This is a genomic window from Oryzomonas japonica (assembly GCF_008802365.1).
Classification (GTDB): domain Bacteria; phylum Desulfobacterota; class Desulfuromonadia; order Geobacterales; family Pseudopelobacteraceae; genus Oryzomonas; species Oryzomonas japonica.
This window is the reverse complement of the sequence record NZ_VZQZ01000003.1, coordinates 241826-265257: the sequence shown is the minus strand read 5'-3', so window position 1 is coordinate 265257 and position 23432 is coordinate 241826. Positions and strand designations below refer to the sequence as shown.

The 23432-nt window shown below is 58.2% G+C and carries 26 protein-coding genes, 1 tRNA gene and 1 riboswitch; of the genes, 15 read left to right on the top strand and 12 right to left on the bottom strand.

What is annotated here, in order from left to right:
* Positions 1 to 19: 19 nt before the first annotated feature.
* The 4 genes from F6V25_RS07010 to F6V25_RS06990 all read right to left on the bottom strand — a co-directional run bounded on the left by F6V25_RS07010 (position 20) and on the right by F6V25_RS06990 (position 4038).
* Positions 20 to 409: a hypothetical protein gene (locus tag F6V25_RS07010; RefSeq protein WP_151127891.1), complete on the bottom strand. Its 390-nt coding sequence runs from the start codon at positions 407 to 409 to the stop codon at positions 20 to 22.
* 87 nt (positions 410 to 496) lie between these two features.
* Positions 497 to 979, bottom strand: a complete 483-nt coding sequence (locus tag F6V25_RS07005; RefSeq protein WP_191966105.1) for a CsgG/HfaB family protein — start codon at positions 977 to 979, stop codon at positions 497 to 499.
* A gap of 142 nt (positions 980 to 1121) precedes the next feature.
* Complete coding sequence (locus F6V25_RS07000; RefSeq protein ID WP_151127889.1) at positions 1122 to 1793, bottom strand: response regulator; 672 nt, start codon at positions 1791 to 1793, stop codon at positions 1122 to 1124.
* A 184-nt stretch (positions 1794 to 1977) separates the two neighbouring features.
* Entirely contained in the window at positions 1978 to 4038 is a 2061-nt protein-coding gene (locus tag F6V25_RS06990) for a beta-propeller fold lactonase family protein (protein ID WP_191966104.1), read from the bottom strand.
* Positions 4039 to 4678: 640 nt separating this feature from the next.
* Here F6V25_RS06990 and F6V25_RS06985 point away from each other — a divergent pair.
* Positions 4679 to 5188, top strand: coding sequence for a chemotaxis protein CheX (locus F6V25_RS06985; RefSeq protein ID WP_151127887.1), 510 nt, complete (start codon positions 4679 to 4681; stop codon positions 5186 to 5188).
* Positions 5189 to 5208: 20 nt separating this feature from the next.
* Here the strand turns inward: F6V25_RS06985 and rseP are convergent, their stop codons facing one another.
* The 8 genes from rseP to rpsB form a co-directional block, all read right to left on the bottom strand.
* Entirely contained in the window at positions 5209 to 6360 is a 1152-nt protein-coding gene (gene rseP, locus F6V25_RS06980; protein ID WP_151127886.1) for an RIP metalloprotease RseP, read from the bottom strand.
* A 1-nt stretch (position 6361) separates the two neighbouring features.
* On the bottom strand, positions 6362 to 7522 hold the full coding sequence (locus F6V25_RS06975) for a 1-deoxy-D-xylulose-5-phosphate reductoisomerase (protein ID WP_151127885.1): 1161 nt from the start codon (positions 7520 to 7522) through the stop codon (positions 6362 to 6364).
* A 4-nt stretch (positions 7523 to 7526) separates the two neighbouring features.
* Entirely contained in the window at positions 7527 to 8270 is a 744-nt protein-coding gene (locus tag F6V25_RS06970) for a phosphatidate cytidylyltransferase (RefSeq protein ID WP_338045590.1), read from the bottom strand.
* 38 nt (positions 8271 to 8308) lie between these two features.
* A complete protein-coding gene (locus F6V25_RS06965) occupies positions 8309 to 9064 on the bottom strand; it encodes an isoprenyl transferase (protein ID WP_151127883.1) in 756 nt (251 codons plus the stop codon).
* The gene (gene frr, locus F6V25_RS06960) at positions 9064 to 9621 is read right to left on the bottom strand and encodes a ribosome recycling factor (protein WP_149306595.1); all 558 of its coding nucleotides are present in this window, start codon (positions 9619 to 9621) and stop codon (positions 9064 to 9066) included. The genes F6V25_RS06965 and frr overlap by 1 nt, the downstream gene beginning before the upstream one ends.
* Before the next feature lie 4 nt (positions 9622 to 9625).
* Positions 9626 to 10345, bottom strand: coding sequence for a UMP kinase (pyrH, locus tag F6V25_RS06955; RefSeq protein ID WP_149306596.1), 720 nt, complete (start codon positions 10343 to 10345; stop codon positions 9626 to 9628).
* A 111-nt stretch (positions 10346 to 10456) separates the two neighbouring features.
* Positions 10457 to 11107: a translation elongation factor Ts gene (tsf, locus tag F6V25_RS06950; protein WP_151127882.1), complete on the bottom strand. Its 651-nt coding sequence runs from the start codon at positions 11105 to 11107 to the stop codon at positions 10457 to 10459.
* 47 nt (positions 11108 to 11154) lie between these two features.
* On the bottom strand, positions 11155 to 11928 hold the full coding sequence (gene rpsB / locus F6V25_RS06945) for a 30S ribosomal protein S2 (protein WP_151127881.1): 774 nt from the start codon (positions 11926 to 11928) through the stop codon (positions 11155 to 11157).
* Positions 11929 to 12173: 245 nt separating this feature from the next.
* Between rpsB and F6V25_RS06940 the strand changes: the two genes are divergently transcribed.
* The 14 genes from F6V25_RS06940 to mnmA all read left to right on the top strand — a co-directional run bounded on the left by F6V25_RS06940 (position 12174) and on the right by mnmA (position 23400).
* A tRNA-Val gene (locus F6V25_RS06940) sits at positions 12174 to 12248 on the top strand.
* 128 nt (positions 12249 to 12376) lie between these two features.
* Positions 12377 to 12676 carry a hypothetical protein gene (locus F6V25_RS06935; RefSeq protein ID WP_151127880.1) on the top strand — a complete coding sequence of 100 codons (300 nt, stop codon included), beginning with the start codon at positions 12377 to 12379 and terminating at the stop codon, positions 12674 to 12676.
* 349 nt (positions 12677 to 13025) lie between these two features.
* Positions 13026 to 13129, top strand: a riboswitch (SAM riboswitch).
* 77 nt (positions 13130 to 13206) lie between these two features.
* Complete coding sequence (locus tag F6V25_RS06930; protein WP_151127879.1) at positions 13207 to 14451, top strand: O-acetylhomoserine aminocarboxypropyltransferase/cysteine synthase family protein; 1245 nt, start codon at positions 13207 to 13209, stop codon at positions 14449 to 14451.
* Between the two features lie 14 nt (positions 14452 to 14465).
* Complete coding sequence (thiS, locus tag F6V25_RS06925) at positions 14466 to 14678, top strand: sulfur carrier protein ThiS (protein WP_151127878.1); 213 nt, start codon at positions 14466 to 14468, stop codon at positions 14676 to 14678.
* 2 nt (positions 14679 to 14680) lie between these two features.
* The gene (locus F6V25_RS06920; protein ID WP_151127877.1) at positions 14681 to 15490 is read left to right on the top strand and encodes a HesA/MoeB/ThiF family protein; all 810 of its coding nucleotides are present in this window, start codon (positions 14681 to 14683) and stop codon (positions 15488 to 15490) included.
* Positions 15491 to 15661: 171 nt separating this feature from the next.
* The gene (locus F6V25_RS06915) at positions 15662 to 16066 is read left to right on the top strand and encodes a M67 family metallopeptidase (RefSeq protein WP_151127876.1); all 405 of its coding nucleotides are present in this window, start codon (positions 15662 to 15664) and stop codon (positions 16064 to 16066) included.
* 85 nt (positions 16067 to 16151) lie between these two features.
* Positions 16152 to 17105, top strand: coding sequence for a 4Fe-4S dicluster domain-containing protein (locus tag F6V25_RS06910; RefSeq protein ID WP_151127875.1), 954 nt, complete (start codon positions 16152 to 16154; stop codon positions 17103 to 17105).
* Between the two features lie 13 nt (positions 17106 to 17118).
* A complete protein-coding gene (locus F6V25_RS06905; RefSeq protein ID WP_149211059.1) occupies positions 17119 to 17346 on the top strand; it encodes a sulfurtransferase TusA family protein in 228 nt (75 codons plus the stop codon).
* Positions 17347 to 17418: 72 nt separating this feature from the next.
* Complete coding sequence (locus F6V25_RS06900; RefSeq protein ID WP_151127874.1) at positions 17419 to 18423, top strand: sulfate ABC transporter substrate-binding protein; 1005 nt, start codon at positions 17419 to 17421, stop codon at positions 18421 to 18423.
* A gap of 179 nt (positions 18424 to 18602) precedes the next feature.
* Positions 18603 to 19433: a sulfate ABC transporter permease subunit CysT gene (gene cysT / locus F6V25_RS06895; RefSeq protein WP_151127873.1), complete on the top strand. Its 831-nt coding sequence runs from the start codon at positions 18603 to 18605 to the stop codon at positions 19431 to 19433.
* An 82-nt stretch (positions 19434 to 19515) separates the two neighbouring features.
* Positions 19516 to 20382 (top strand): sulfate ABC transporter permease subunit CysW, encoded by an 867-nt coding sequence (gene cysW, locus F6V25_RS06890; protein WP_151127872.1) that lies wholly within the window; start codon positions 19516 to 19518, stop codon positions 20380 to 20382.
* Between the two features lie 172 nt (positions 20383 to 20554).
* A complete protein-coding gene (locus tag F6V25_RS06885; protein WP_149306607.1) occupies positions 20555 to 21592 on the top strand; it encodes a sulfate/molybdate ABC transporter ATP-binding protein in 1038 nt (345 codons plus the stop codon).
* Between the two features lie 26 nt (positions 21593 to 21618).
* On the top strand, positions 21619 to 22314 hold the full coding sequence (locus F6V25_RS06880) for a phosphoadenylyl-sulfate reductase (protein ID WP_151127871.1): 696 nt from the start codon (positions 21619 to 21621) through the stop codon (positions 22312 to 22314).
* A 15-nt stretch (positions 22315 to 22329) separates the two neighbouring features.
* A complete protein-coding gene (gene mnmA, locus F6V25_RS06875; protein WP_151127870.1) occupies positions 22330 to 23400 on the top strand; it encodes a tRNA 2-thiouridine(34) synthase MnmA in 1071 nt (356 codons plus the stop codon).
* Positions 23401 to 23432 lie beyond the last annotated feature (32 nt).

The window sequence follows — 23432 nt, the reverse complement described above, 5'->3', positions numbered from 1 at the left end:
TTGCCATGGTTTCCCGGCATCACCCCGCCAGCGGGACGCCACCGCAGGATACGCTTTCAGAGGCGTTCCCCGGTTGCGCATGTCCATACTGCATCTGCACCATTCTTTCGTGGACATCTTTGCGGCAGAACACCTCAACAGCGATAATCTCGCCATCGATTACGTCAACCAGGATATTGCCCTGCCTAGGAGCCAATGCAATCGTGGTCTGCCCCGCTCCCCATCCTTTCGAAGGCTGCAGCCCCGTACAGAGCATGGCGCAAAATTCTTCACTGATCACACATCGCCCCACATCGACCGGCATATCCCTCACTTGGCAGGCAAGTTCAGGCCTGTCCTCCTCAAGGAGCAGACGCTCCAGTTCCCCCACAAAATCCGGCAGGCAATCTTTCAGATATACTTTTAGCATGACCTTACCCTGTACTTGTTCATCTCGCCGGGAAGTAGCACCGCATTTCCGCAGCAACGGCCTCAAGCCGCCCCCCTGTCGGCATACTCACTCGGGTTTCGATTGCTCGTTCAAGGATGGGGGGAGTGTTTCTTTGATATCGGCCTTGCGGATCAAAGACTTCATGAGTTCCATGGCGGTGAGGTTCACGCCCTCGGAGGTGTCGTTGATGGTTACTCCCCACAGCAGCCTGCCGGTTGTGGTATCGGCTATCTTGGCGGTCAGGGAAACGGTGCAGCGGTTTTTCTTGTCCATATTGCTGGCCAGACTGGCTACCAGCGAGGGGGACCTAATCGTCTCGCAACTGAAATCATTGACACTGCCGAAAACCACTGCAGCTATATTACGGGACTGCAAAGTATTCCGCATATCGTCACTCAGGCCCGAGCCGTAGAACTTTGTTTCATTCACCAAGGCAGTAGCGGTGCTTCGATCAATAACGATATATCCCTTGGCCACCAGTTCCAATGCTACGCGGTCGGCGGCCTCCTGGCCGATGCTTTTGGAACTGGCGGTAGAAAAGAAGGGCATGAGCGCTACCGTCCTTGTGTCGGGTGGGCTCCTGAACAGAGAGCAGCCGGCCAATGGAATACAGAGAATAATGTGACAAATAATTCGTTTCATTAGTGCTGTTTTCATAACCTTTCTGTGGTAAATGCCAAGGTAAAAAAGATCATGCGGCCTCAAATTTGTAGCCGGCGCCGTAGACAGAGTGGATAAACTCCGTGTCGGGATTGGCACCTGCAATCTTCTTGCGCAACTTTTTGATATGGCTGTCGATGGTACGACTGCTGACAACGCGGCGGTCGAGATAAATCTGTTCCATGAGTTGCTGACGGCTGTAAATTCGTCCCGGCTTTGCCGCCAAAAACTGTAACAATTTGAATTCAACAGCGGTGAGGCAGAGTTCATGTTCGGCAAGCGTGGCCCGATAGCGCGATTCATCAAGCATAAGCCCGGCAGCCTGCGTGGTCTGTTCGTCGCCCATACGGCGCAGAACCGCCTTGACCCGGGCGACGACCTCCCGCGGGCTGAACGGCTTGCAGATATAGTCATCGGCGCCGAGTTCGAGCCCGAGCAAACGGTCGACCTCATCAATACGCGCGGTCATCATAATGATCGGCACATTGGAAAAGGTTCTGATCTCCTTGCAGATATCTATACCGTCACGCCCGGGCAGCATCAGATCGAGCAGGACAAGGCTCGGTCCATTATCCTTTACCCAAAGCGCAACTTCAGTACCATTAGATAAGCTTGTCGTTTCGAATCCTGCAAGATATAGATAATCTTTTAGTACATCGACAAGTTTAAGCTCATCTTCAACAATAAGTATATTTTTTGCCATAGGTATTTCCCCACTAATAGGTTTCATAAGACGATACTAGTTTAGTGTGGTACACACCATTACCATAACAAGGCCCGCTTGTATCACTACCTCTATATATTTTCCTATTTTTGCCACATTCCCGCCACGTTTCCTTCTTTTCTGCCCATTTCACGCATTTCAGCATCGCCGAGAGACGCAAACATCATTGGACCGTGCCGCTGACGACGAGGGCGATAGGGGATGATGCCGTGGCCACCGTTGCCGCCCCTGCGGTCAGCGCCCCGGTCGTCTGGTCGACGGTGTATCGGAAGATGGAGTTGCCGTAGTAGTTGGCCGCATAGGCGAACGTTCCCGAGGGATCGAGAGCCAGCGAGCGGGGCTGTTTACCGGAAGCCGCAGTCGTACCGGCGGTCAACGTCCCGGTAGACTGGCCGATGGTATAGGAGGAGATGGTGTCGGAACCGTAGTTGGCTGCATAAAAATACTTTCCGGTGGGATCGACGGCGACAGAATAGGGGCTCGTGCCCGCAGCCACATCCGTTACCTTGACCAGCGCCCCGGTGGTTTGGGTGATGGTAAATACCGAAATGGTGTTGGAGCCGCTATTGGCCGCATAGGCGAATCGCCCCGTGGGATCAATGGTAATCGAGACAGGATTCGTACCTGCCGCTGCCGTCCCGACAGCGGTCAAGCCCCCGGTGGTCCGATCGATGGCATACGCCGAGATCGTGAAAGAGCTATAGTTGGCCGTATAGAGAAACCTTCCCGAGGGGTCAACGGCAATCGAGACGGGGTTGGTATCCGTTCCGGCAGAAACCGTCGCCACGGCGGTCAAGGCGCCGCTGGCCTGGTTGATCGTGTAGCCTGAAATGGTACTGGCACCGTAGTTGGCCACATAGGCAAATCTTCCCGAGGGATCGATGACTAGGGAACGCGGCTCAGTGCCGGCAGCAACCGTCGTCCCGGCGGTCAAGGCACCCGTGGTCTGGTCAATGGCATAGACCGAGACATTATTGGATGAGCGGTTTGCCACGTAGGCGTATTTCCCGGAGGGATCAACGGCGATACCGTAGGGACCTGTCCCGGCAGCCACAGCCGTCCCGGCGGTCAACGCCCCGCTGCTCTGGTTGACGCCATACACCGAGATGCTGTCCGAAGCATAATTCGCCGCATAGGCGAATTTCGGCACATTGGTGACGGCAGCGGTCCCGGATACCATGGCCATTTGAACGGGGCCGTTGGCGGCGGAAACCGTTCCTGCGGCGTTTAAGGCGCCGGTGGTCTGGTCGATGGCATAGACCGGGATGGCGTAGGAATTGAAACACGTTGCATAGGCGAACTTGCCCGAAGGATCGACCATGACGGAGGCGGGGTTTGTCCCTGCGGCCACCGACGTCCCCTCGGTCAGGGTTCCGGTGGTCTGGTCGATGGTATAGACCGAAATGGTGTTGGAATCATAGTTGGCCACATAGGCGAATTTGCCCGAAGGAACAACGGTCACGGCCGTAGGAGCCACCTCGGTGAGGGCTGCGGTCCCCGCAGTCAAGACTCCGGTAGTCTGGTTGACGGTATAGACCGAAACAGTGTTGGAGCCGCTATTGGTCACATAGGCAAATTTGCCCGAAGGAGCAACGGTCACGGAGACGGGTGTCTTGCCGGTAGTTACAGCGACTCCTGCGGTCAGCCCTCCGGTGGTCTGATTGATGGTATAGGTCGAGATGGTATTGTCACCGCTGTTGGCTACATAGGCAAAGTTACCAGAGGGGGCGATGGTCACCGAGGAGGGGGTTACGCCGGTAGCCACGTCGTTTCTTGCGCTCAAAGCCCCGGAAGTCTGATTGATGGTATAGGCTGAAATCGTGTTGTCAACGCTATTGGTCACATAGGCGAATTTACCCGAGGGGTCGACGGTTACGGACAGGGGAGCCGTGCCTGTGGTCACGGCGGTTCCGGCGGTCAGGGCTCCGGTGGTCTGATTGACGGTGTAGACCGAGATACTGTTGGAACCGTAATTGGCGACATAGGCGAATTTGCCCGAGGGGGTGACGGTCACGGCACGAGGATGCGTCTGGGCAGCCACATAGCCGCTATGGCGCAACTGGCCGGTTGAGGCATTGACGCTATAGATGGAAACCGTCCCGTCGTTATAGTTTGCGGCGTAGGCAAAGCGGGGATATGTCGGCGTGGCGTTCGTGCCGCTGCTTTCGCCGCTGCCGCACGAAGCCGATACCAAAAGAGTAAGAATCAAGACTGCCGTTTTCATTACATCCCGGACCATAACCATGCCGCCCTCTTTAACTTAGTATTTTGCATTTGAAAATCTGATCGTGTTGTTGAATGGGATTGTGCTGCCTTTGGGGAAAGAAACAGGGGGATACAGGCAACTGAACATGATCTTCAGTTGCCCCCAAAACGTCCAACCGGATGAACGGATTCGGTTTACCCGCGATGCAATTTAGAGCAGGAATGTGATTGAAATATGTAGGAATTGAGCAAACACATGTGAGGGTACCCCATCACGTCATTATCCGCGGCACCAGGACGCCCAGGGACATCCTGCCAGTCAACGGTTACTGGGTAGAAACGGGATTCGACTCGGACAACCTGCTTGGACAACGACCTTTACAAACCCTTTGAGGCGAAGGTGCTGCTGCGCTATCAAGTTGCAAGTGGTCCTGGAGCAGTCCGTCTCACCCCCGCAACCGTACCCAGAAGACACACCATGTACCCCACGGGCACACGCCTCTGGTCTCGAAAGTTCATAACCCACTGTAATCAGTGCATTATAAATATTGGCATTCAACCTGCTAGATATGGGATGTAGTGCACAGACTGTCCCCATCACGCACAGACGAGGCAGTGAGTGACAGTGCGTGCTTCATCTTGTTACGGGGAGGGAAGACATGGGATTTTCATCGGTCTTGTTGGAGAGACTTCATACGACTGAGGATGTGTTAGTAAAACAACTCGTTCGGGACGTCAAAGAGGTATTCAGTACCATGATCGGCATGGACGATCTGCTGCATCTCCCGCTGGAGATCAATCCCGTGAACCATTTTTCCGGCTGCACCAGCGCCCTGGTCGGCTTGGCGGGCACCTACAACGGCCTCATCAGTCTGCACGTCCCCGACGAATTGGCCCACAACATCACCACCAGCATGCTTGGCAAGGAAGCGGGGGACGATGACGACGATATCCAGGATGCGCTGGGAGAGGTCGCCAACATGATTGCCGGCTCCTTCAAACAACACCTGACCAACAGCGGATTGGATATTCGTCTCTCGACGCCATCGGTGGTTACCGGGAAACGGTACGCCATCGCCCTCACCAACAAGCCGGAGGCAATGGCGCTGCGCTTTGCCGCCTCGAATGAGGATTGGTTCATGGTTGCCGTGGCCCTGGAACAGGGTTAGGCCTCAGACTCCGCCAGCCACTACCCCTGTCCGACGAAATACCTGATGATATCGTTGTAGAATGCCAGCGCCATCAGTCCCAGGAGCAGCATCAGGCCGACCTGCTGGGCATATTCCCGTGCCTTTTGGCTGACCGGGCGACGGAATACCAACTCCCAAAAGAAGAAGAAGAGATGCCCGCCGTCAAGAACCGGCACCGGCAGGAGGTTGAGCACCCCCAGGTTGACGCTGAGCAGCGCCATGAAGGCCAAAAAGCTGGAACCGCCGGCCTGGGCCGTTTCACCGGCCATCTTGGCGATCATGATCGGGCCGCCGAGCGTATCCAGCGGTACGACACGCTGGGCCAACTTTACCAGTGACATGACCGTGATCTCGATCACCTTACCGGTTTGGACCGTCCCCTTGACAACCGACTGCAGGGGGCCGAAATGCTCGGTGACGACCTCGCCGGCCGAGGCCACGCCAATGGCGAAGCCGTTGACCTTCTCGCCGAACAGGTTCTTGCTTATGCGCGGTTCGGGTAAGATGGTGAACTGCAGGTCCGCAGCGTTGCGCTTTATTGCCACCACAACCGGCTTGCCCTTGGCCGCGGCAATCGCCTCGGCCACCTCTTCCCAATGGGTAATGGCTTTACCGTTGATGGCGGTTACGACGTCGTTCTTTTGAATCCCGGCCTTTGCCGCCGGCTTGTCCTTCAAGACCTCGCCGATCTTGGGGGTGATAGAGGGCACGCCCAGCATGCAGAGCACGATAAAGGCAAACCAGGCAAACACCAGATTGAAGACCGGACCGGCCATTACGATGGCGATCCTCGCCAGAGGCGGCTTATGGGCGAAGGAACGGCTTTTTTCCTCCTCCGTCAACTCCCTCGAAGCAGCGGCAGCCTCGCCGGCAACTGCGGCGCTGTTTTCCTCCTCATCTTCCGAAGCGGGATGGTGCGACTCCCCCCCCTCGATGAAGCCCCCTTCGCCGAACATCTTAACGTAGCCGCCCAAGGGAAAAGCGGAGACCAGGTATTCCGTCTCGCCGATCTTTTTGCCCGCCAGCTTGGGTCCGAAGCCGAGGGAGAATTTTTCCACCCTGACGTTGAACAGCTTGGCCACCAGAAAATGCCCGAATTCGTGAACAAAGATCAACACACCCAGGACGATTACGGCATAGACGATCATCATATCAGTTCACCATTCCCCGGCAGATCTCGCGCGCCCGGTCGCGTCCCCAGCGGTCGGCCAGCAGCACCTCTTCGATGGATTTCAGGTTATGGGCCTCATGGGCGTCCATGGTTCGTTCAATGACTTGGGCGATCTGCATGAAGCCGAGCCGCCCCTCCAGGAACGCCTCCACGGCGATCTCGTTGGCGGCATTCATTACGGCCGGCATGCTCTCCCCGTCCTTGATGGCGCGATAGGCCAGGCCGAGGCAGCGGAATTTTTCCCTGTCAGGCCTGAAGAAGGTCAGCCCGGACAGAGCGGTCAGGTCGAGCGGCTTGACGCCGGTTGCCACCCGCTCCGGATACGACAGGGCGTAGGCGATGGGGGCCTTCATGTCGGGCGTGCCCAACTGGGCGATGACGCAGCCGTCCACGTATTCTACCATGGAGTGGATGATGCTCTGGGGGTGGATGTTGACATCGATCTTCTCTACGGGCACGCCGAACAACCAGCGCGCCTCCAGTACCTCCAGCCCCTTGTTCATCATGGTTGCCGAATCGATGGTGATTTTGCGCCCCATGCTCCAGTTGGGATGATTGAGGGCATCCCGCACGGTAACGCCGGCCAGTTGCTCGGTCGGCGTGTTCAAAAACGGACCGCCCGAAGCCGTCAGGATGATCCGCGTGATATCCTCGCTACGATGCCCCTCCATGGACTGGAACACGGCGCTGTGCTCGCTGTCCACCGGATAGAGCTTGACGCCGTACTCGGCGACCATATTCATGAAGAGATGCCCGGCGGTGACCAGGGTTTCCTTGTTGGCCAGGGCGATATCCTTACCGGCCCGAATGGCGGCGGCGGTGGGGACCAGACCGGCTGCGCCGACGATGGCGGCCACCACCATCTCCGTCTCGTCGGCGGTGGCTGCGGCGATCAGGCCTTCGACACCTCCCAGAATCTCCACTGTCACCCCGGAACACATCTCCCTGAGACGGGGGACATCCTCCTGGGCGGCGACCACGGCGATGCGCGGCGAGAACGCTTTGATCTGGCGGGCGAAGAGTTCGAGATTGCGGCCGGCGGTCATGGCGACCACACGGAAACGGTCGGGGTACGCGGCGACGATCTCCAGAGTGCTGACGCCGATGGAACCGGTTGAACCGAGAATGGTAAGATGTTTCATAGAGCTATCCCTTGAAAAAATAGATGACGTAGTAATAGAGGGCCGGCGCGGCGAAGATGATGCTGTCCAGACGGTCCAGCACGCCGCCGTGGCCGGGAATGATGGTCCCGGAATCCTTGACCCCGAAACTGCGTTTAAGTAATGATTCGAACAGATCGCCGGCCTGCCCGAGGGCGCCGATGAACAGGGCCGTCACCAGGGCATCTCGAAAGCTCAATTGGGGGAAGAAGCTGAACTTGGCGATCAGGGTGCCGACAATGCTGCCGACGAGTCCGCCCAGAGCCCCTTCGACGCTTTTTTTGGGGCTGACCAACGGGTAGAGGGGGTGCTTGCCGAAGGCGCTGCCGGTGTAATATGCCGCCGAATCGTTGGTCATGACGATCAGCATGATGACCAGGAGCCATTGAATGCCGTAGGTCGTCTGGCGTAGCGCGACCAGGTGCATCAACAGGAACGGGATGTAGAGAAACGCCAGCATGGCATAGGCGATCTCCCGCGCGGCATCGGCCACCTCCCGGATACGGAAGAGGAACAGGAGGGCAAAGCCCAGAAACAGGAGAGCGCCCCCTGCCAGGAGATGGCGATCATTGCCGAAAAAGGGAATGAAAATAAAGAGCGTCCCGCAGACGGCTGCCGGCCACACCTCGACGGTCCTGGCCGGAAGGGCCATACGGTAGAATTCATGGATGCCGATAAAGACGAAGATGGCCAGCAGGCAGGCGAATAAGAGCGGGCCGCCCTTGAGAATGGTCAGGATCAGGACCGGCAGGAGGATAAGCGCTGAGATCAGGCGTTTAATAAGGAGCCCCTATTCAGTAGTTGGTCGCTGGTTTTGCCGAATCGCCGTTCACGGGACTGGAAGTCGGCCAGAGCCTTGTGGAACTCGTTGATGGTGAAATCGGGCCAGTAGGTTTCGGTAAAATACAGTTCGGTGTAGGCCAGTTGCCACAGCAGGAAGTTACTGATGCGCATTTCTCCGCTGGTGCGGATCAGGAAGTCAGGGTCGGGCAGCCCCCCGGTGTCGAGATAGCCGGAGAAGAGATCCATCGTGATGTCGTCCGGTTTGATTTTTCCGGCCGCCACGTCCCGGGCCAGCCGACTCGCCGCCATGCTGATCTCCTGGCGGCCGCCATAGGAAAGCGCCAGGGTCAGCACCATGCCGGTATTGCCGGAAGTCTCGCGAATGGCGTCTTCCAGGGTCGCATTGACGTCATCGGGCAGGTCGCTGCGGTTGCCGATAACATTGTAGCGAATGTTCTTGCGCATCATGCGCGCCGTTTCCTGGCGGATATACTTCTTGAGCAGCGCCATCAGCGCCTTGACCTCCATTGCGGGACGGGACCAGTTTTCCGAGGAAAAGGCGAAGAGAGTCAGGTACTTTATCCCCAGAAGGGACGCCTGCTCCACCACCATCTTGATGGTCTCGGCCCCGCGCTGGTGGCCTACGATGCGCTTGAGCATGCGCTGCTGAGCCCAACGCCCGTTGCCGTCCATGATGACGGCAAGATGCGTGGGCAGTTTGCCCGGTTCGAGCGGTTCCATCAGACTTCCATGACCTCTTTTTCCTTATGGGCCACGGCCTCGTCTATCTTGGTCTCGAAGTTCTTGGTAATGTCCTGAACATCCTTCTCATACTTCTTCAGTTCGTCTTCCGTGACCGCTTTGTCCTTTTCCAACTTCTTCAGTTTATCCATCGCGTCGCGGCGGATGTTGCGCAGGGCAACCTTGTCCTCTTCGGCCTTTTTCCTGAGATCCTTGACGATCTCCTTGCGGCGTTCCTCGGTCAGCGGCGGCAGGTTGAGACGGATGATCTTGCCGTCGTTGGAGGGGGTCAAGCCGATATTGGCGTTGAGGATCGCCTTTTCGATGGGGCCGATCATCTTGGCCTCCCACGGGGAGATGGTGATGGTGCGCGGTTCCGGCACCGCCAGGGTCGCCACTTGGCTAATGGCGGAAGGATTGCCGTAATAGTCCACCTTGACCGCATCAAGAATGCCGGTGCTGGCGCGGCCGGTCCTGATCTTCTGGAATTCCACCTTGAGAACGCTGACGGTCTTTTCCATATGGGACTTCATGTCGTCGATCACGGCCTTTGGCATAGTTCTATTCTCCTTGTACGATTGTTCCGATTTCTTCGCCGCAGATGACCTTCTTGATGTTCCCCTCGGTGGTCAGATCGAATACGATAATCGGCAGGTTGTTGTCCATGCAGAGCGAGGTCGCGGTCGCGTCCATAACCTGCAGCCCCATCTTGAGTACTTCGAGATAGGTGAGCTTTGGCAGTTTGACCGCCGTGGCATCCTTCTTCGGGTCGGCCGAGTAGACACCGTCCACCTTGGTTCCCTTGAGGATCACCTGGGCGTTGATCTCCATGGCCCGCAGGCTGGCTGCGGTATCCGTGGTGAAGTACGGGTTGCCGGTGCCGGCGCCGAAGATCACCACCCGTCCCTTTTCAAGGTGACGTATGGCCCGCCGGCGGATATACGGCTCGGCCACCTCCTGCATGGCGATAGCCGACTGGACGCGCGTGGAAACCCCCACCTTCTCCAGGGCGTCCTGCATGGCCAGGGAGTTGATCACGGTGGCCAGCATGCCCATATAGTCGGCGCTGGCACGGTCCATCCCCTTGGATGAGGCGGCCAGGCCGCGAAATATGTTGCCGCCGCCGATCACGAGCGCCAGTTGGACCCCCGAGTCCACTACCTCTTTGATCTCCCGGGCGATGGTGCTGATGGTCAGCGGATCAATGCCATATCCCTGGTCGCCGGCGAGCGATTCGCCGGACAGCTTCAAGAGCACTCTGGAAAATGACGGTCTGTTCATGGTCTGCTCCCGTCTTGAATGTGATGTAAGTATGAAGTCGTCAGATTTGAAATGATGCCAAGGCGGCGAGTATAAAAAAAGCCGGCCATGGCGGCCGGCTTCGGCGTCTGATTACATGCCGGCCGCTGCTGCCACTTCGGCAGCAAAGTCCGATTCCTTCTTTTCTAACCCCTCGCCCAAGACGTACTTGGTAAAGCGGCGAATGGACATATTCTCGCCGATCTTGGCGATGGTTTCATTGAGGTACTGCTCAATGGTCTTATCCGTATCCTTGACGTAAGCCTGCTCCAGGAGGCAGACATCGGCGTAGAACTTGTTGACCTGCCCTTCAATGATCTTCTCGATGATGTTTTCCGGCTTGCCGGTTTCACGGGCCTTGGCGCGATAGATTTCCTTCTCGCGCTCCAGAACGTCGGCAGGCACTTCCTCGCGGCGCACGCAGGTGGGCGAGGCGGCAGCGATATGCATGGCGATGTCCTTCACGAAAACCTGGAAGTTTTCATTCTTGGCAACGAAGTCGGTTTCACAGTTGATCTCGACCATGACACCGATCTTGCCGCCGGCGTGGATATAACAGCCAACGGCACCTTCAGTGGCGGTTCTGCCGGCCTTCTTGGCGGCAGCGGCCAGCCCCTTTTTACGCAGGTAATCCACGGCCTTTTCGAAATCACCGGTACTTTCCTCAAGGGCCTTCTTGCAATCGAGCATGCCGGCCCCGGTCGATTTTCTCAGTTCGTTGATCTGTGCAGCAGTAACAGCCATCATATCCTCCTTCCCCGTACCAGGGGATCAATGTATAAAATCAGTGCTTATTCGGCAGTCTCGCCGGCAACATCTTCAACCGCTTCAGCAGCGGCGAATTCCTCGGTCCCTTCGCTATCTGCCTGAAGAGCGGCGTTACGGGCCTGGTTACCTTCGATGGAAGCGTCGGCAATCTTGGAGCTCAGCAGACGAATGGCGCGGATGGCGTCGTCGTTGCCGGGGATAACGTGGTCGATGGGATCGGGGTCGCAGTTGGTATCGACGATGGCAACAACGGGGATGCCCAGCTTGTTGGCTTCCTGAACGGCGATCTCTTCGTTCTTGGGGTCGATGACGAACATCAGGCCGGGAAGTTTGTTCATCCCTTTGATGCCGCCCAGGATCTTCTGGAGTTTTTCCCGTTCCTTATCGAACTGGAGAGATTCTTTTTTGGTGTAGGCGTCGACGGTGCCGTCCTCGAACATGGCGTCGAGCCGCTTGAGACGGTCGATGCTCTGCTTGACGGTGGCAAAGTTCGTCAGCATGCCGCCCAGCCAGCGCTGGTTTACGTAAAACATGCCGCAACGGGTCGCTTCTTCGGCCACCGAGTCCTGGGCCTGTTTCTTGGTGCCGACGAACAACACGGTGTTGCCGTTTTCGACCGATTCCTTGACGAAGTTGTAAGCGGATTTGAAATAACGGACGGTCTTCTGCAGGTCAATGATGTAGATCCCGTTACGGGCCCCAAAGATATAGGGTTTCATCTTGGGGTTCCAACGCTTGGTCTGGTGGCCGAAATGGACGCCGGCCTCCAGCAGTTCCTTCATGCTGATACTTGACATATTCTTCTCCTTTGGTTTTTCCTCCGCCCCGTTGAATCCCTGCAAGCCACAAGGGACACCGCCGGTTCATTACCCGAGGCGTGCGAATTGAAATCGGAATTTTATAGCATGGTAGCCACGGAATGACAAGCAAAATCACCTTCGGGTACGTGCGTCTTTCTTCCCGGTCCTCCATGACGCCACGCAATTTTTGATCAGGGGGGCTTGACAGAAACCGCGGGCTCTGTTATTCAATTGAAACATTCGGGCGCTTAGCTCAGCGGGAGAGCACTGCCTTCACACGGCAGGGGTCACTGGTTCAATCCCAGTAGCGCCCACCAATGAAAACCATAATGGCTGGCCAACTTGGCAGCCATTTTTCGTTCGAGCACGGCGCGGCCAAACGAAAAATCCGTGAAGTTTTTGACGCTGCCATTGTTTGTTATTTAAAATTCGGGGAATCAAGTAGATGAAAAAGTTCGTTTTGTCATTGCTGATCTGCTTTGCGGTCATGACGGGGTGCAGCAAGCCGGAGTCCGAAATATACGGCACATGGAAGGCTGAGGGCTTCGATTTCGTTGCCGAATTTTCCAATGATCACACCGGCACCTCCACAAGCGCTATGGGAAAGACCTCCTTCACCTGGATGGTTCAGAGTGACGGCAGGATCAAGATCATCGACCCTTTCAAAAAAGACATTTTTCTGAAATTCCGCGGGGATTCCCTGAAAATCGATGGCAGCAGCCTCACCCTGACCAAAATCAAATAACCCACACTACGCACTATCCGCGCCGAGCAGGCAATCACAGGCCGAGGGAACAATTCCCCCGGCCTTTTCTTTTTCAAGCATTCGATAGATCACATCACGCCCTGCAGCGCAATCAGCGCCAACATTCCGCTCCGCCCTCTCCTGGCATCTGCATATTCACCACTAAAATACGTTACAATTTTTTCGAGCGATGACAGCAAGTTATTAGTTCAAAAACCATCATAACGTTCCTCATGTAAGAATTCCCTCACGAATACATCACCAATATGCTAAATATATCCTAAAAATTTATTGACAAAATATATGTAGTTTGTAAATATTGCTTCAAGACAATCGAATAACAACTCAGACCTTATTGAGAGTGGTGGAGGGAAAGGCCCGACGAAACCACAGCAACCGGCCCCATACAGGGCGTCAGGTGCTAATTCCTGCCGGTACCGGCAAAGATGAGGTGGAGGTTGCGAAATCCATCCTTCGTGACACCCATCCCATCTGACATCAGATGGGATTTTTTTATGGAGACATTTTAAATGGAAACACCACTACGCTTTGATTCGCTGCTCGTACATGGCGGCCTGGAACCGGGACCGGCGGGCGCCACCTCGGTCCCCATCGTTCAGTCCAGCGCCTTTGCCTACGAAACGGCCGATGCCCTGGAGGATGTCTTTCGCGGCCGGGCGGCCGGACAGGTCTATACCCGCCTGGGCAACCCGACCACCGAGGCCCTGGAACGGCGCCTGGCGCTGTTGGAGGGGGGCGGCACGGCCATAGCGACCGCTTCGGGCATGGCGGCCATCACCACCACGGTCATGACCATCGTACGGGCCGGTGACGAGATCCTGGCGTCTTCCTCCCTGTTCGGCGGCACCTTTTCCCTGTTCCGTGATACCCTCGCCAACTTCGGCATCACGGCCCGCTTCGTCGATCCCCTGGATCTGGAGTCGGTCCGGGCCGCCATCAACGACCGAACCCGGCTCCTCTTCGTCGAGACCGTGGGCAACCCCAAACTGGATGTACCCGATCTCCCCAGGCTGGCCGAGATCGCCCACCAGGCGGGACTCCCCCTGATCGTGGACGCCACCGTCACCACCCCCTATCTTGCCGACGGCGCCAAACTGGGGGCGGATATCGTGATCCATTCCACCAGCAAGTACATCAACGGCAGCGGCACTTCCATCGGCGGCGTCATCATCGACCGCGGCGTCTTCAACTGGAACACCGCCCGTTTTCCCCATTTCGAACCCTTTCACAAAAAATATCGCCAATTTGCCTTTACCGCCCGCGCCCGCAAGCTGGTGCACAAAGACGTGGGGGCCTGCGCCGCGCCGTTCAACTCCTTCCTGCTGACCGAGGGCATCCAAACCCTGGCCCTGAGGATGGAGCGGCACTGCAGCAATGCCCTGGTCCTGGCACGTTTTCTCACGAAACATCCCAAGGTGGCGTGGGTCAACTACCCCGGCCTGGAGGACGCCCCCGGCCATGGGGTCGCCACACGCCTGTACGGCGGCCGCTACGGCGGGTTGCTGACCTTCGGCACCGGCTCCAAGGAAACGGCCTTCCGCGTCATCAACGCCCTGCGTATGGCTAAAAACCTGGCCAACATCGGCGACGCCAAGACCCTGGTGATCCACCCGGCCAGCACCATCTGCGCCGATTACTCCCTGGAGGACAAGGCACTCATGGGGGTGTGCGAAGACCTGGTCCGGGTGTCGGTCGGCATCGAGGCCCCCCAGGACATCATCGACGATTTCAATCAGGCGTTGGACGCCATCTGATACGGAGAACTGCCATGAATATAACCATCAACGGAAAAGAAACCACCCTTGCAGAAAACCCGGCCCGCACCGTAGAATCCCTGCTGGAGGAACTGGATGTGGCACAGCGCCAGTACGTTACCGTGGAACTGAGCGGCGAGATCCTGGAACGGGATGCCTTCGGGAACACGCCGGTACAAGACGGCGACGCCCTGGAATTCCTCTACTTCATGGGCGGAGGACGCTGACCATGCTGACCGACGAACAGATCGAACGCTATTCCCGCCACATCATGCTGAAAGAGGTGGGGGGCAAAGGGCAACAGCGGCTCTTCGACGGCCGCGTGCTGATCATCGGTGCCGGCGGCCTGGGGGCGCCCATCGCCCTTTACCTGGCAGCGGCAGGAATAGGTACCCTCGGTATCGCCGATGCGGACGACGTGGACCTGTCCAACCTGCAACGCCAGGTGATCCACTTCACCCCCGACGTGGGCAAGCCCAAGGTGGAATCGGCCCGGGAGAAGATGGAGGCCATCAACCCCGCCGTGCGGGTCAGAACCTATAAGGAATGGGTCAACGCGGCCAATATCACGGACATCATCCGCGACTACGACTTTGTCATCGACGGCACCGACAACTTCGCCGCCAAGTTCCTGATCAACGATGCCTGCGTACTGGCCGGCATCCCCTACTCCCATGGCGGCATCCTGCAGTTCGACGGCCAGACCATGACCGTCAAACCGGGGGAATCGGCCTGCTACCGCTGCATCTTTCCCGAGCCGCCCCCAAAAGACGCCATCCCCACCTGCTCCCAAGCCGGGGTGATCGGCGTGCTGCCCGGCGTCCTGGGCACCATCCAGGCCACCGAGGCGATCAAATTCCTGCTGGGCAAGGGTGAACTGCTGACCAACCGCCTCCTCACCTACAATGCCCTGCGCATGAAGTTCCGGGAGATCCCGCTGAAACGCAACCCGGCCTGTCCGGTCTGCGGCGAGCACCCGACCATCACCGAGGTAAAGGACGAACTGGACGCGCTGACGGTCTGCGATCTGAAGAGTTAAACCATCCGGGTTACCTGTGCCACAGAGGCGCAGCGTTAACGAAATTGAGTGATGGTATTTAATTGCCACCTCGTTACCGTTCCTCCATCGCGGCAAGCGATTTTAGACGCACTCTGCGATTTGTTCTGTGTCTCCGCGTCTCTGCGGCAAATACGTAGTGAGGTGTTCACTGTGCTGAAAATTCCCGATTCCATCCATGACGACTTGATCGCCCATGCCCGCGAGGGATTCCCGCTGGAAGTGTGCGGGATTCTCGGCGGGACGGGCGATACCGTCTCCGCTATCTACCGTATGACCAATACCGACGCCAGCAACGAGCACTTCATGATGGAACCGCGAGAGCAGTTCAGCGTGGTGAAGGATCTGCGGGCCAAGGGGCTCTCCATGCTGGCCATCTATCACTCCCACCCCGAGACGCCGGCTCGCCCGTCCCAGGAGGATATCAAGCTGGCCCTCACGCCGCTGGTTTCCTACGTCATCATCTCGTTGGCCAATCCCACAAAACCTGCCGTGAAATCCTATAAGATTCACGACGGAAATGTGGAGCCTGAGCCGATCGAAACGATTAAATACTAAATCAGTAATAAACAGTAAAAATATTCTTGACAATGTCTATGTATTTAATATAGGTTTAAATCATACTTTTTCAGGAGAGAAATAAATGTCAAAGGCACAGCAGCCCACAAAGATCGATTTGAGCAATCTCAAGTCCGGCGGGTTCATCAAGGAGCGGGGCAAAGACCTGTTCACCGTGCGTCTGCGGGTTCCCGGCGGCAGGATGTCGGTCCCTCGCCTGAAAAAGATTGCGGAAGTGGCGGAAAAATACGGCGGCGAGTTTGTCCATCTTTCCGTGCGACAATCCATCGAGCTGATCAATATCAACTTCAAGGATTTCGACGTGGTGGTGGAGGAATTGGGCGAGGCGACCCAGAAAGTAGCCTCCTGCGGGGCGCGGGTGCGCGTTCCGGTGGCCTGCGGCGGGTGCGAATACAACCCCAACGGCCTGGTGGACACCCAGAAGTCGGCCCAGGAGGTGGATGAGAAGCTGTTCGGCACCGCCACCGGCCACCACAAGTTTAAGGTTGCCTTTGCCGGTTGCCCCTTCGACTGCCCCAAGTCGGCCACCAACGATGTCGGCTTCCAGGGCGCGATCTACCCTCAGTTGGACAAGGCTGCCTGCATCAGCTGCGGCCTGTGCGCCAAGAGCTGCGTCCCCAAGGCGATCACCATGGGCGAGGACAATAAGCCGGTCTTCAACGCCGAACGCTGCATCTGGTGCGGCGACTGCGTCAAGGTTTGCCCAACCAGCGCCTGGAGCGAGAAACGCCGCGGCTACACGGTGCGCATCGGCGGCAAGTGGGGGCGCAATCCCCTGGTCGGCACGCTGTTCGCTACCTTCCTCCCCGAAGAGCGGGTGGTGGATTTCATTTCGACCGTGTTGGAGTGGTACAAGGAAAAAGCCGAAGCTTTGGGGCGCATCAGACTGGGGGACGTGATCATCAAGGAAGGCCCCCAGGCCTTGCTCGACCATCTGCGGAAGCAGTTCCCAGACAACACGGTCACGGCAACCATACCGCCCCAGGTCATTGAGACCCAGGTGGGAATACGATCATGAAAGGAGCATGCTCATGCAGGTGATCGATCTGCGGGGCGTCGGTTGTCCCACGAACTTCGTCAAGGCCAAGCTGGCCCTGGAGGATATAGCGGCCGGAGAGACGGCCCAGATCCTCCTGGATGACGGGGAGCCGGTCAAGAATGTTCCCCGCAGCCTCAAGGCCGAAGGGCACAAGTTGCTGGGACTGCGGCAAACGGATGAAGGCCACTATGTCCTGGAGTTGGAAAAGGTGGAGGATTAACGCTGGATCAGCGCATTATTTTGGAGTTTATTTCTATAAACTCTATAGACAAAAATAGGAGGTAACACAACTATGCACCCACGAAAGCTCGTCACCATCATCGCCGTACTGTCGTTAACCCTTGCAGCAGCGTTGCCGGCATTTTCCGCGCCGGGCGTCACCCTGCAGAATGTTTCCTACGATCCGACCCGTGAACTGTACCAGGATTTCAACAACGCCTTTGCCAGATACTGGCACAAAAAAAGCGGCCAGAACGTCACCGTCAAACAGTCCCACGGCGGCTCCGGCAAACAGGCCCGTTCGGTCATCGACGGCCTTGATGCCGATGTGGTCACCCTGGCCCTGGCCTACGACATCGACGCCATCCAGGAGAAAGGGCTGATCAAGCCCGGCTGGCAGAAACGCCTGCCCCACAACAGCTCTCCCTACACCTCGACCATCGTCTTTCTGGTACGCAAGGGCAATCCCAAGCATATCAAGGACTGGAGCGACCTCATCAAGCCCGGCATCTCGGTCATAACCCCCAACCCCAAGACCTCCGGCGGCGCCCGCTGGAATTATCTGGCAGCCTGGGGCTACGCCCTGCACCAGAAAGGTGGCAACGAGGCCAAGGCGAGGGAATTCGTCACCAAACTCTTCAAGAACGTGCCGGTGCTTGACTCCGGCGCCCGCGGCGCCACCAACACCTTTGTGCAGCGCGGCCTGGGCGATGTACTCCTGGCTTGGGAAAACGAGGCCTTCCTGGCCATCAACGAGTTGGGACCGGATAAATTCGATGTCGTAACCCCGCCCGAGAGCATCCTGGCCGAACCTCCGGTAGCCGTGGTGGACAAGGTCGTGGATAAACACGGCACCCGCAAGGTGGCCGAGGAATACCTGAAATATCTGTACAGCGCCGAAGGGCAGCGGATCGCGGCCAAGCATTACTACCGCCCCATCGACAAGAAGGTGCCCACCAAGCTGGCCAAACTCCGGCTCTACACCATCGACCAGGCTTTCGGCGGCTGGCAGAAGGCCCAGAAGAAACATTTCGCCGACGGCGGGGTGTTCGACCAGATCTACGGTGCCGCAAAATAGAGGACGCACCTTTTCCGCGCTGTCCGGGGCAGGCACTCCCTGCCCCGGACATGACAAACCCAAATACGTTTCAGCATGATCCCGAGCGAGAGGAAGCGCATGAAACCGACATCTCCCATACCATATGGGAACCGTCACGTCTCTTCCCCCCGGCTCGGTAGCATCCAAGGGCCTCAATCATGAAACTTTTCAAGCGCCATAACAACGTCCTGCCCGGCTTCGGGCCGACCATGGGGTACACACTCCTCTACCTGAGTCTGCTCGTGCTGATCCCGCTTTCTGCCCTGATCTTCAAGACCGCGGGGCTCTCCTGGCACGACTTCGTGGCCGTTGTAACGGCGCCGCGGGTGCTGGCCTCCTACAAGGTCACCTTTGGCGCCGCCCTGGCGGCAGCCGGCATCAACGCCCTGTTCGGCGTCCTGGTGGCCTGGGTGCTGGTGCGTTACCCCTTCCCCGGCAAGCGGCTGGTGGACGCCCTGGTGGACCTCCCCTTTGCCCTGCCCACGGCGGTGGCCGGTATCACCCTGGCGACGGTCTACTCCGCCAACGGCTGGGTGGGGCGCTATCTGGAACCCCACGGCATCAAGGTAGCCTTTACCCCCCTGGGGATCATCGTAGCCATGACCTTCATCGGCCTCCCCTTCGTGGTACGCACGGTCCAGCCGGTGATCGAGGAGTTGGACAGCGAGATCGAAGAGGCGGCCGCCTGCCTGGGGGCCAACCGTTTGCAGACCTTCCGCAGGGTATTGTTCCCGCTCTTGCTCCCGTCGGTTTTGACCGGCTTTGCCCTGGCCTTTGCCCGGGCCGTGGGTGAGTACGGCTCGATCATCTTCATCGCCGGCAACATGCCCATGGTTTCGGAGATAACCCCCCTGGTCATCATCACCAAACTGGAACAGTACGACTACCAGGGGGCAACGGCCGTGGCCACGGTCATGCTGGTGGCATCATTCGTCATACTGCTGATTATCAACCTGCTCCAGAAGTGGAGCAGAAGGTACGCCGACTAATCGATTTTCCGGCGGCAGGCAATGAATATGTGCTACAGAGACACAGAGAAAAGCGAAAACCCAAGGTAACATCGAGGTCCCCATGTCCGCACCAACCACAACATACGCCGCAAAGGCAAACGACAACCACCGCATCACCGAACCGGCCCTCGTGCGCTGGGGGTTGACGGTCGTGGCCCTGGTTTTCCTGGCCATGTTCCTTGTTCTCCCCCTGGCGGCGGTGTTCAGCCAAGCCTTCGAAAAAGGGTTGGACGTCTACCTGACCGCCCTCAAGGAGCCGGACACCCTGTCATCCATCAAGCTGACCCTGATCACCGCCGCCGTGGCGGTGCCGCTCAACCTGGTGTTCGGCGTGATGGCGGCCTGGGCCATTGCCAAGTTCACCTTTCCGGGCAAGAACCTGCTGATCACCCTGATCGACCTCCCCTTCTCGGTCTCGCCGGTCATCTCGGGCCTGATCTTCGTGCTGCTGTTCGGCCGCCAGGGGTGGCTGGGCCCCTGGCTCGACGCCCACGACACCAAGATCGTTTTCGCCGTGCCGGGCATCATCCTGGCCACCATCTTCGTTACCTTCCCCTTCATCGCCCGGGAGTTGATCCCGCTCATGGAGGCCCAGGGGAGGGACGAGGAGGAGGCGGCCCTGGTGCTGGGGGCCAGCGGGTTGCAGACCTTTTTCCGGGTGACCCTGCCCAACATCAAGTGGGGCATCATCTACGGCGTGATCCTGTGCAACGCCAGGGCCATGGGGGAATTCGGCGCCGTGTCGGTCGTCTCAGGCCACATCCGCGGCAGCACCAACACCGTGCCGCTGCACGTGGAAATCTTGTACAACGAGTACAACTACACGGCCGCCTTTGCCGTGGCATCGCTCCTGGCCTTTCTGGCCCTGATCACCCTGGTGGTGAAGACCGTGGCAGAGTGGAAGGTACGGCAGCAACTTGGCAGATGATGGTTAAAGGCCAAAATCTGCCACAGAGACACGGAGAGAGTCAAAAGCGCTACAGAGAAGCAAAACAGGCTATTTTATACGTGGTGAGAATTTTGGTTTCCTCTGCGTCTCCGTGTCTCTGTGGCAAATGTTAAGAATCCAAGTTTGAGAATCTGACTTTACAGGTGATCCCATGAGTATCGAGGTAGAAAACATCCATAAGCAGTTCGGCAGCTTCACCGCCCTGAACGACGTCACCCTTTCCATCCCTTCGGGAGAACTGGTGGCACTGCTGGGACCGTCCGGGTCGGGCAAGACCACCCTGTTACGGATCATTGCCGGCCTGGAACGTGCGGACAGCGGGCGCATCCTCTTCAACGGCGAAGATACCACCGAACACCATGTGCGGGAGCGCAAGGTCGGCTTTGTCTTCCAGCATTACGCCCTGTTCAAACATATGACCGTCTTCGACAACGTGGCCTTTGGGTTGAACGTCAGGCCGCGCGGCACCCGCCCCTCCAAATCGGAGATCAACGCCAAGGTTATGGATCTGCTGCGCCTGGTACAGTTGGAAGGTTTGGCGCAACGCTATCCGGCGCAGCTCTCCGGCGGCCAGCGCCAGCGCATCGCCCTGGCCCGCGCCCTGGCGGTGGAGCCGCAGGTGCTGCTCTTGGACGAACCGTTCGGCGCCCTGGACGCCCAGGTGCGGGCTGAACTGCGCCGTTGGTTGCGCAAACTGCACGACGAGATCCATGTCACCAGTGTCTTCGTCACCCACGATCAGGAGGAGGCGCTGGAGGTGGCCGACCGCATCGTGGTCATGAACAAGGGGAGGATCGAGCAGGCCGGCACGCCGGACCTGGTCTACGACCACCCCGCCAACCCGTTTGTACTCAACTTCCTGGGCAACGTCAACCTGTTCCATGGCCGCCTGAACCAGCCGGGCGCCGACCAGCATGGGGCAGACGAAAACGCCGTGTCGTACGTCCGCTCCCACGACATCGAGATCGAGCGCAGCCCCCAGGACTCGACGGCCCTGAAGGCCGAGATCAGGCATATCCAGAAACTGGGCCCCTCGGTGCGGGTCACCCTGGCCATTGACGCCACCGGAGAGTTTATCGAGGCGGAGCTGACCAGGGACGTATTCAAGAACCTGGGATTGCAGCAGAGCGAGCAGGTATATGTGCGGCCACGCCAAGTCAGGGTGTTCGTGGAGGATTACCAGATTTAACGAGGAACGGAAGAGAAAGGCAACTAATGAGTGCAAACATTCCTGAAATAACGGCAAACGCAACCCCGGCGGAGATTCTCCGCGCCGGTATCGAGGCCGCCGGAGGGCCGGTATCCCTGGCCTGCTCCTTCTCCCTGGAGGATGTGGCCATTATCCATATCGCCCATGAAGCGGGGCTCTCCCTGGGGGTATTTGCCCTGGACACCGGTCGGCTGAACGAAGAGACCTACGAGGTGGCCGATGCCTTGGTGGAACGCTACCATCTGCACATCGACTGGTTTTTCCCCCGCCACGAAGAGGTCGAACGGCTGGAACGGACCGAGGGGCTCTTCTCCTTCCGCGAGTCCCTGGACAAGCGCCACGCCTGCTGTCATATTCGCAAGGTGGAACCGCTCTCCCGGGCCCTCAAGGGGCTTGCAGGCTGGGTGACCGGCATGCGCCGCGAGCAGAGTGTCACCCGAAGTGATCTGAAGGCCGTCGAGTTGGACTCACTGAACGGCGGCATCTTGAAGATCAACCCCCTGATAGATTGGAGCGAGGAGCAACTCACGAGCTACACCGACGAGCACCGGCTGCCCAAAAACCGCCTGTACAGCCAAGGGTACCGTTCCATCGGCTGCGCCCCCTGCACCAGGGCGGTGCAACCGGGCGAGGATGCCCGCGCCGGCAGGTGGTGGTGGGAGAATCCCGAGAACAAGGAATGCGGGCTGCACAGGCGATAACGGTATGAGGTCAACATGAGCAAAAAACATGTCGTGATAGCCATGAGCGGCGGCGTCGATTCATCGGTCAGCGCGGCCCTGCTGAAGGAGCAGGGTTACGAGGTGACTGGGGTGTCGTTGCAGTTGTACGATCCGGTCCCCCGGGAGCCCGGATGCCGGATAAAGACCTGCTGTTCCCTCGATGATGTCATGGATGCGGGCAGGGTGGCCAAGAAACTCGGCATCCCCTTCGAGGTAGTCGACATGCGGACCGAGTTCAAGGAACTGGTCATCCAGTACTTCATCGGGGAATATGCGGCCGGTCGCACCCCCAATCCCTGCATACGCTGTAACGACCTGATCAAATTCGACCTGCTGCTGAAGAAGGCGCACGAGATGGGGGCGGATTTGCTGGCAACCGGCCATTATGCGCGTATTGCCGAGGATGGGGCGGGCAAGAAATGGCTTCTGGCCGGTCTCGACGCCGCCAAGGACCAGTCCTACTTTCTCTTTACCCTGACCCAGGAACAGTTGCAGCACGTCCTGTTTCCGGTCGGCATGCTCGAAAAAACCGCAGTCAGGAAGCTCGCCGCCGAATTCAACCTCCCGGTGGCGCAAAAGCATGAGAGCCAGGAGATCTGCTTCATTCCCGACAATGACTATGTGAACTTCCTGGAGAGCCATGGCGTAGATCAGAAACCGGGTGATATCGTGACCGGTGACGGAACCGTTGTCGGCCGCCACGCCGGGATGCACCGCTACACGATCGGACAGCGAAAGGGGCTGGGGATTGCCTGGAAGCATCCGCTGCACGTGCGGGCCATCGACACGGACACGAATCGGGTCGTGGTGGGGGGGCGCGAAGAGTTGGCGGCCCTGTCCCTGACTGCGGCCCACTCGACCTGGAACACCACCCCGGCAGCGGCGAGGTTTCGCGCAACGTGCCGCATCCGCTACCACCACAGACCGGCACCGTGCGAGGTGGTCATGCTTGCGGAAAACCGCTTCGAGGTGCACTTCGATGAGCCCCAGACCTCCGTGACGCCGGGGCAGGCCGCCGTGCTTTATGACGGGGAGCGAGTGCTGGGCGGCGGTTGGATAGAGTGATGCGGACGCGGCTTTTGCGCCAGGGCTGCGTA

Excerpts from the sequence above, each read along its gene's own strand:
- F6V25_RS07010 (WP_151127891.1), bottom strand. The coding sequence starts at position 409 with ATGCTAAAAGTATATCTGAAAGATTGCCTGCCGGATTTTGTGGGGGAA.
- F6V25_RS07005 (WP_191966105.1), bottom strand. The coding sequence starts at position 979 with ATGCCCTTCTTTTCTACCGCCAGTTCCAAAAGCATCGGCCAGGAGGCC.
- F6V25_RS07000 (WP_151127889.1), bottom strand. The coding sequence starts at position 1,793 with ATGGCAAAAAATATACTTATTGTTGAAGATGAGCTTAAACTTGTCGAT.
- F6V25_RS06990 (WP_191966104.1), bottom strand. The coding sequence starts at position 4,038 with ATGAAAACGGCAGTCTTGATTCTTACTCTTTTGGTATCGGCTTCGTGC.
- F6V25_RS06985 (WP_151127887.1), top strand. The coding sequence starts at position 4,679 with ATGGGATTTTCATCGGTCTTGTTGGAGAGACTTCATACGACTGAGGAT.
- rseP (WP_151127886.1), bottom strand. The coding sequence starts at position 6,360 with ATGATGATCGTCTATGCCGTAATCGTCCTGGGTGTGTTGATCTTTGTT.
- F6V25_RS06975 (WP_151127885.1), bottom strand. The coding sequence starts at position 7,522 with ATGAAACATCTTACCATTCTCGGTTCAACCGGTTCCATCGGCGTCAGC.
- F6V25_RS06965 (WP_151127883.1), bottom strand. The coding sequence starts at position 9,064 with ATGGAACCGCTCGAACCGGGCAAACTGCCCACGCATCTTGCCGTCATC.
- frr (WP_149306595.1), bottom strand. The coding sequence starts at position 9,621 with ATGCCAAAGGCCGTGATCGACGACATGAAGTCCCATATGGAAAAGACC.
- pyrH (WP_149306596.1), bottom strand. The coding sequence starts at position 10,345 with ATGAACAGACCGTCATTTTCCAGAGTGCTCTTGAAGCTGTCCGGCGAA.
- tsf (WP_151127882.1), bottom strand. The coding sequence starts at position 11,107 with ATGGCTGTTACTGCTGCACAGATCAACGAACTGAGAAAATCGACCGGG.
- rpsB (WP_151127881.1), bottom strand. The coding sequence starts at position 11,928 with ATGTCAAGTATCAGCATGAAGGAACTGCTGGAGGCCGGCGTCCATTTC.
- F6V25_RS06935 (WP_151127880.1), top strand. The coding sequence starts at position 12,377 with ATGAAAAAGTTCGTTTTGTCATTGCTGATCTGCTTTGCGGTCATGACG.
- F6V25_RS06930 (WP_151127879.1), top strand. The coding sequence starts at position 13,207 with ATGGAAACACCACTACGCTTTGATTCGCTGCTCGTACATGGCGGCCTG.
- thiS (WP_151127878.1), top strand. The coding sequence starts at position 14,466 with ATGAATATAACCATCAACGGAAAAGAAACCACCCTTGCAGAAAACCCG.
- F6V25_RS06920 (WP_151127877.1), top strand. The coding sequence starts at position 14,681 with ATGCTGACCGACGAACAGATCGAACGCTATTCCCGCCACATCATGCTG.
- F6V25_RS06910 (WP_151127875.1), top strand. The coding sequence starts at position 16,152 with ATGTCAAAGGCACAGCAGCCCACAAAGATCGATTTGAGCAATCTCAAG.
- F6V25_RS06905 (WP_149211059.1), top strand. The coding sequence starts at position 17,119 with ATGCAGGTGATCGATCTGCGGGGCGTCGGTTGTCCCACGAACTTCGTC.
- F6V25_RS06900 (WP_151127874.1), top strand. The coding sequence starts at position 17,419 with ATGCACCCACGAAAGCTCGTCACCATCATCGCCGTACTGTCGTTAACC.
- cysT (WP_151127873.1), top strand. The coding sequence starts at position 18,603 with ATGAAACTTTTCAAGCGCCATAACAACGTCCTGCCCGGCTTCGGGCCG.
- cysW (WP_151127872.1), top strand. The coding sequence starts at position 19,516 with ATGTCCGCACCAACCACAACATACGCCGCAAAGGCAAACGACAACCAC.
- F6V25_RS06885 (WP_149306607.1), top strand. The coding sequence starts at position 20,555 with ATGAGTATCGAGGTAGAAAACATCCATAAGCAGTTCGGCAGCTTCACC.
- F6V25_RS06880 (WP_151127871.1), top strand. The coding sequence starts at position 21,619 with ATGAGTGCAAACATTCCTGAAATAACGGCAAACGCAACCCCGGCGGAG.
- mnmA (WP_151127870.1), top strand. The coding sequence starts at position 22,330 with ATGAGCAAAAAACATGTCGTGATAGCCATGAGCGGCGGCGTCGATTCA.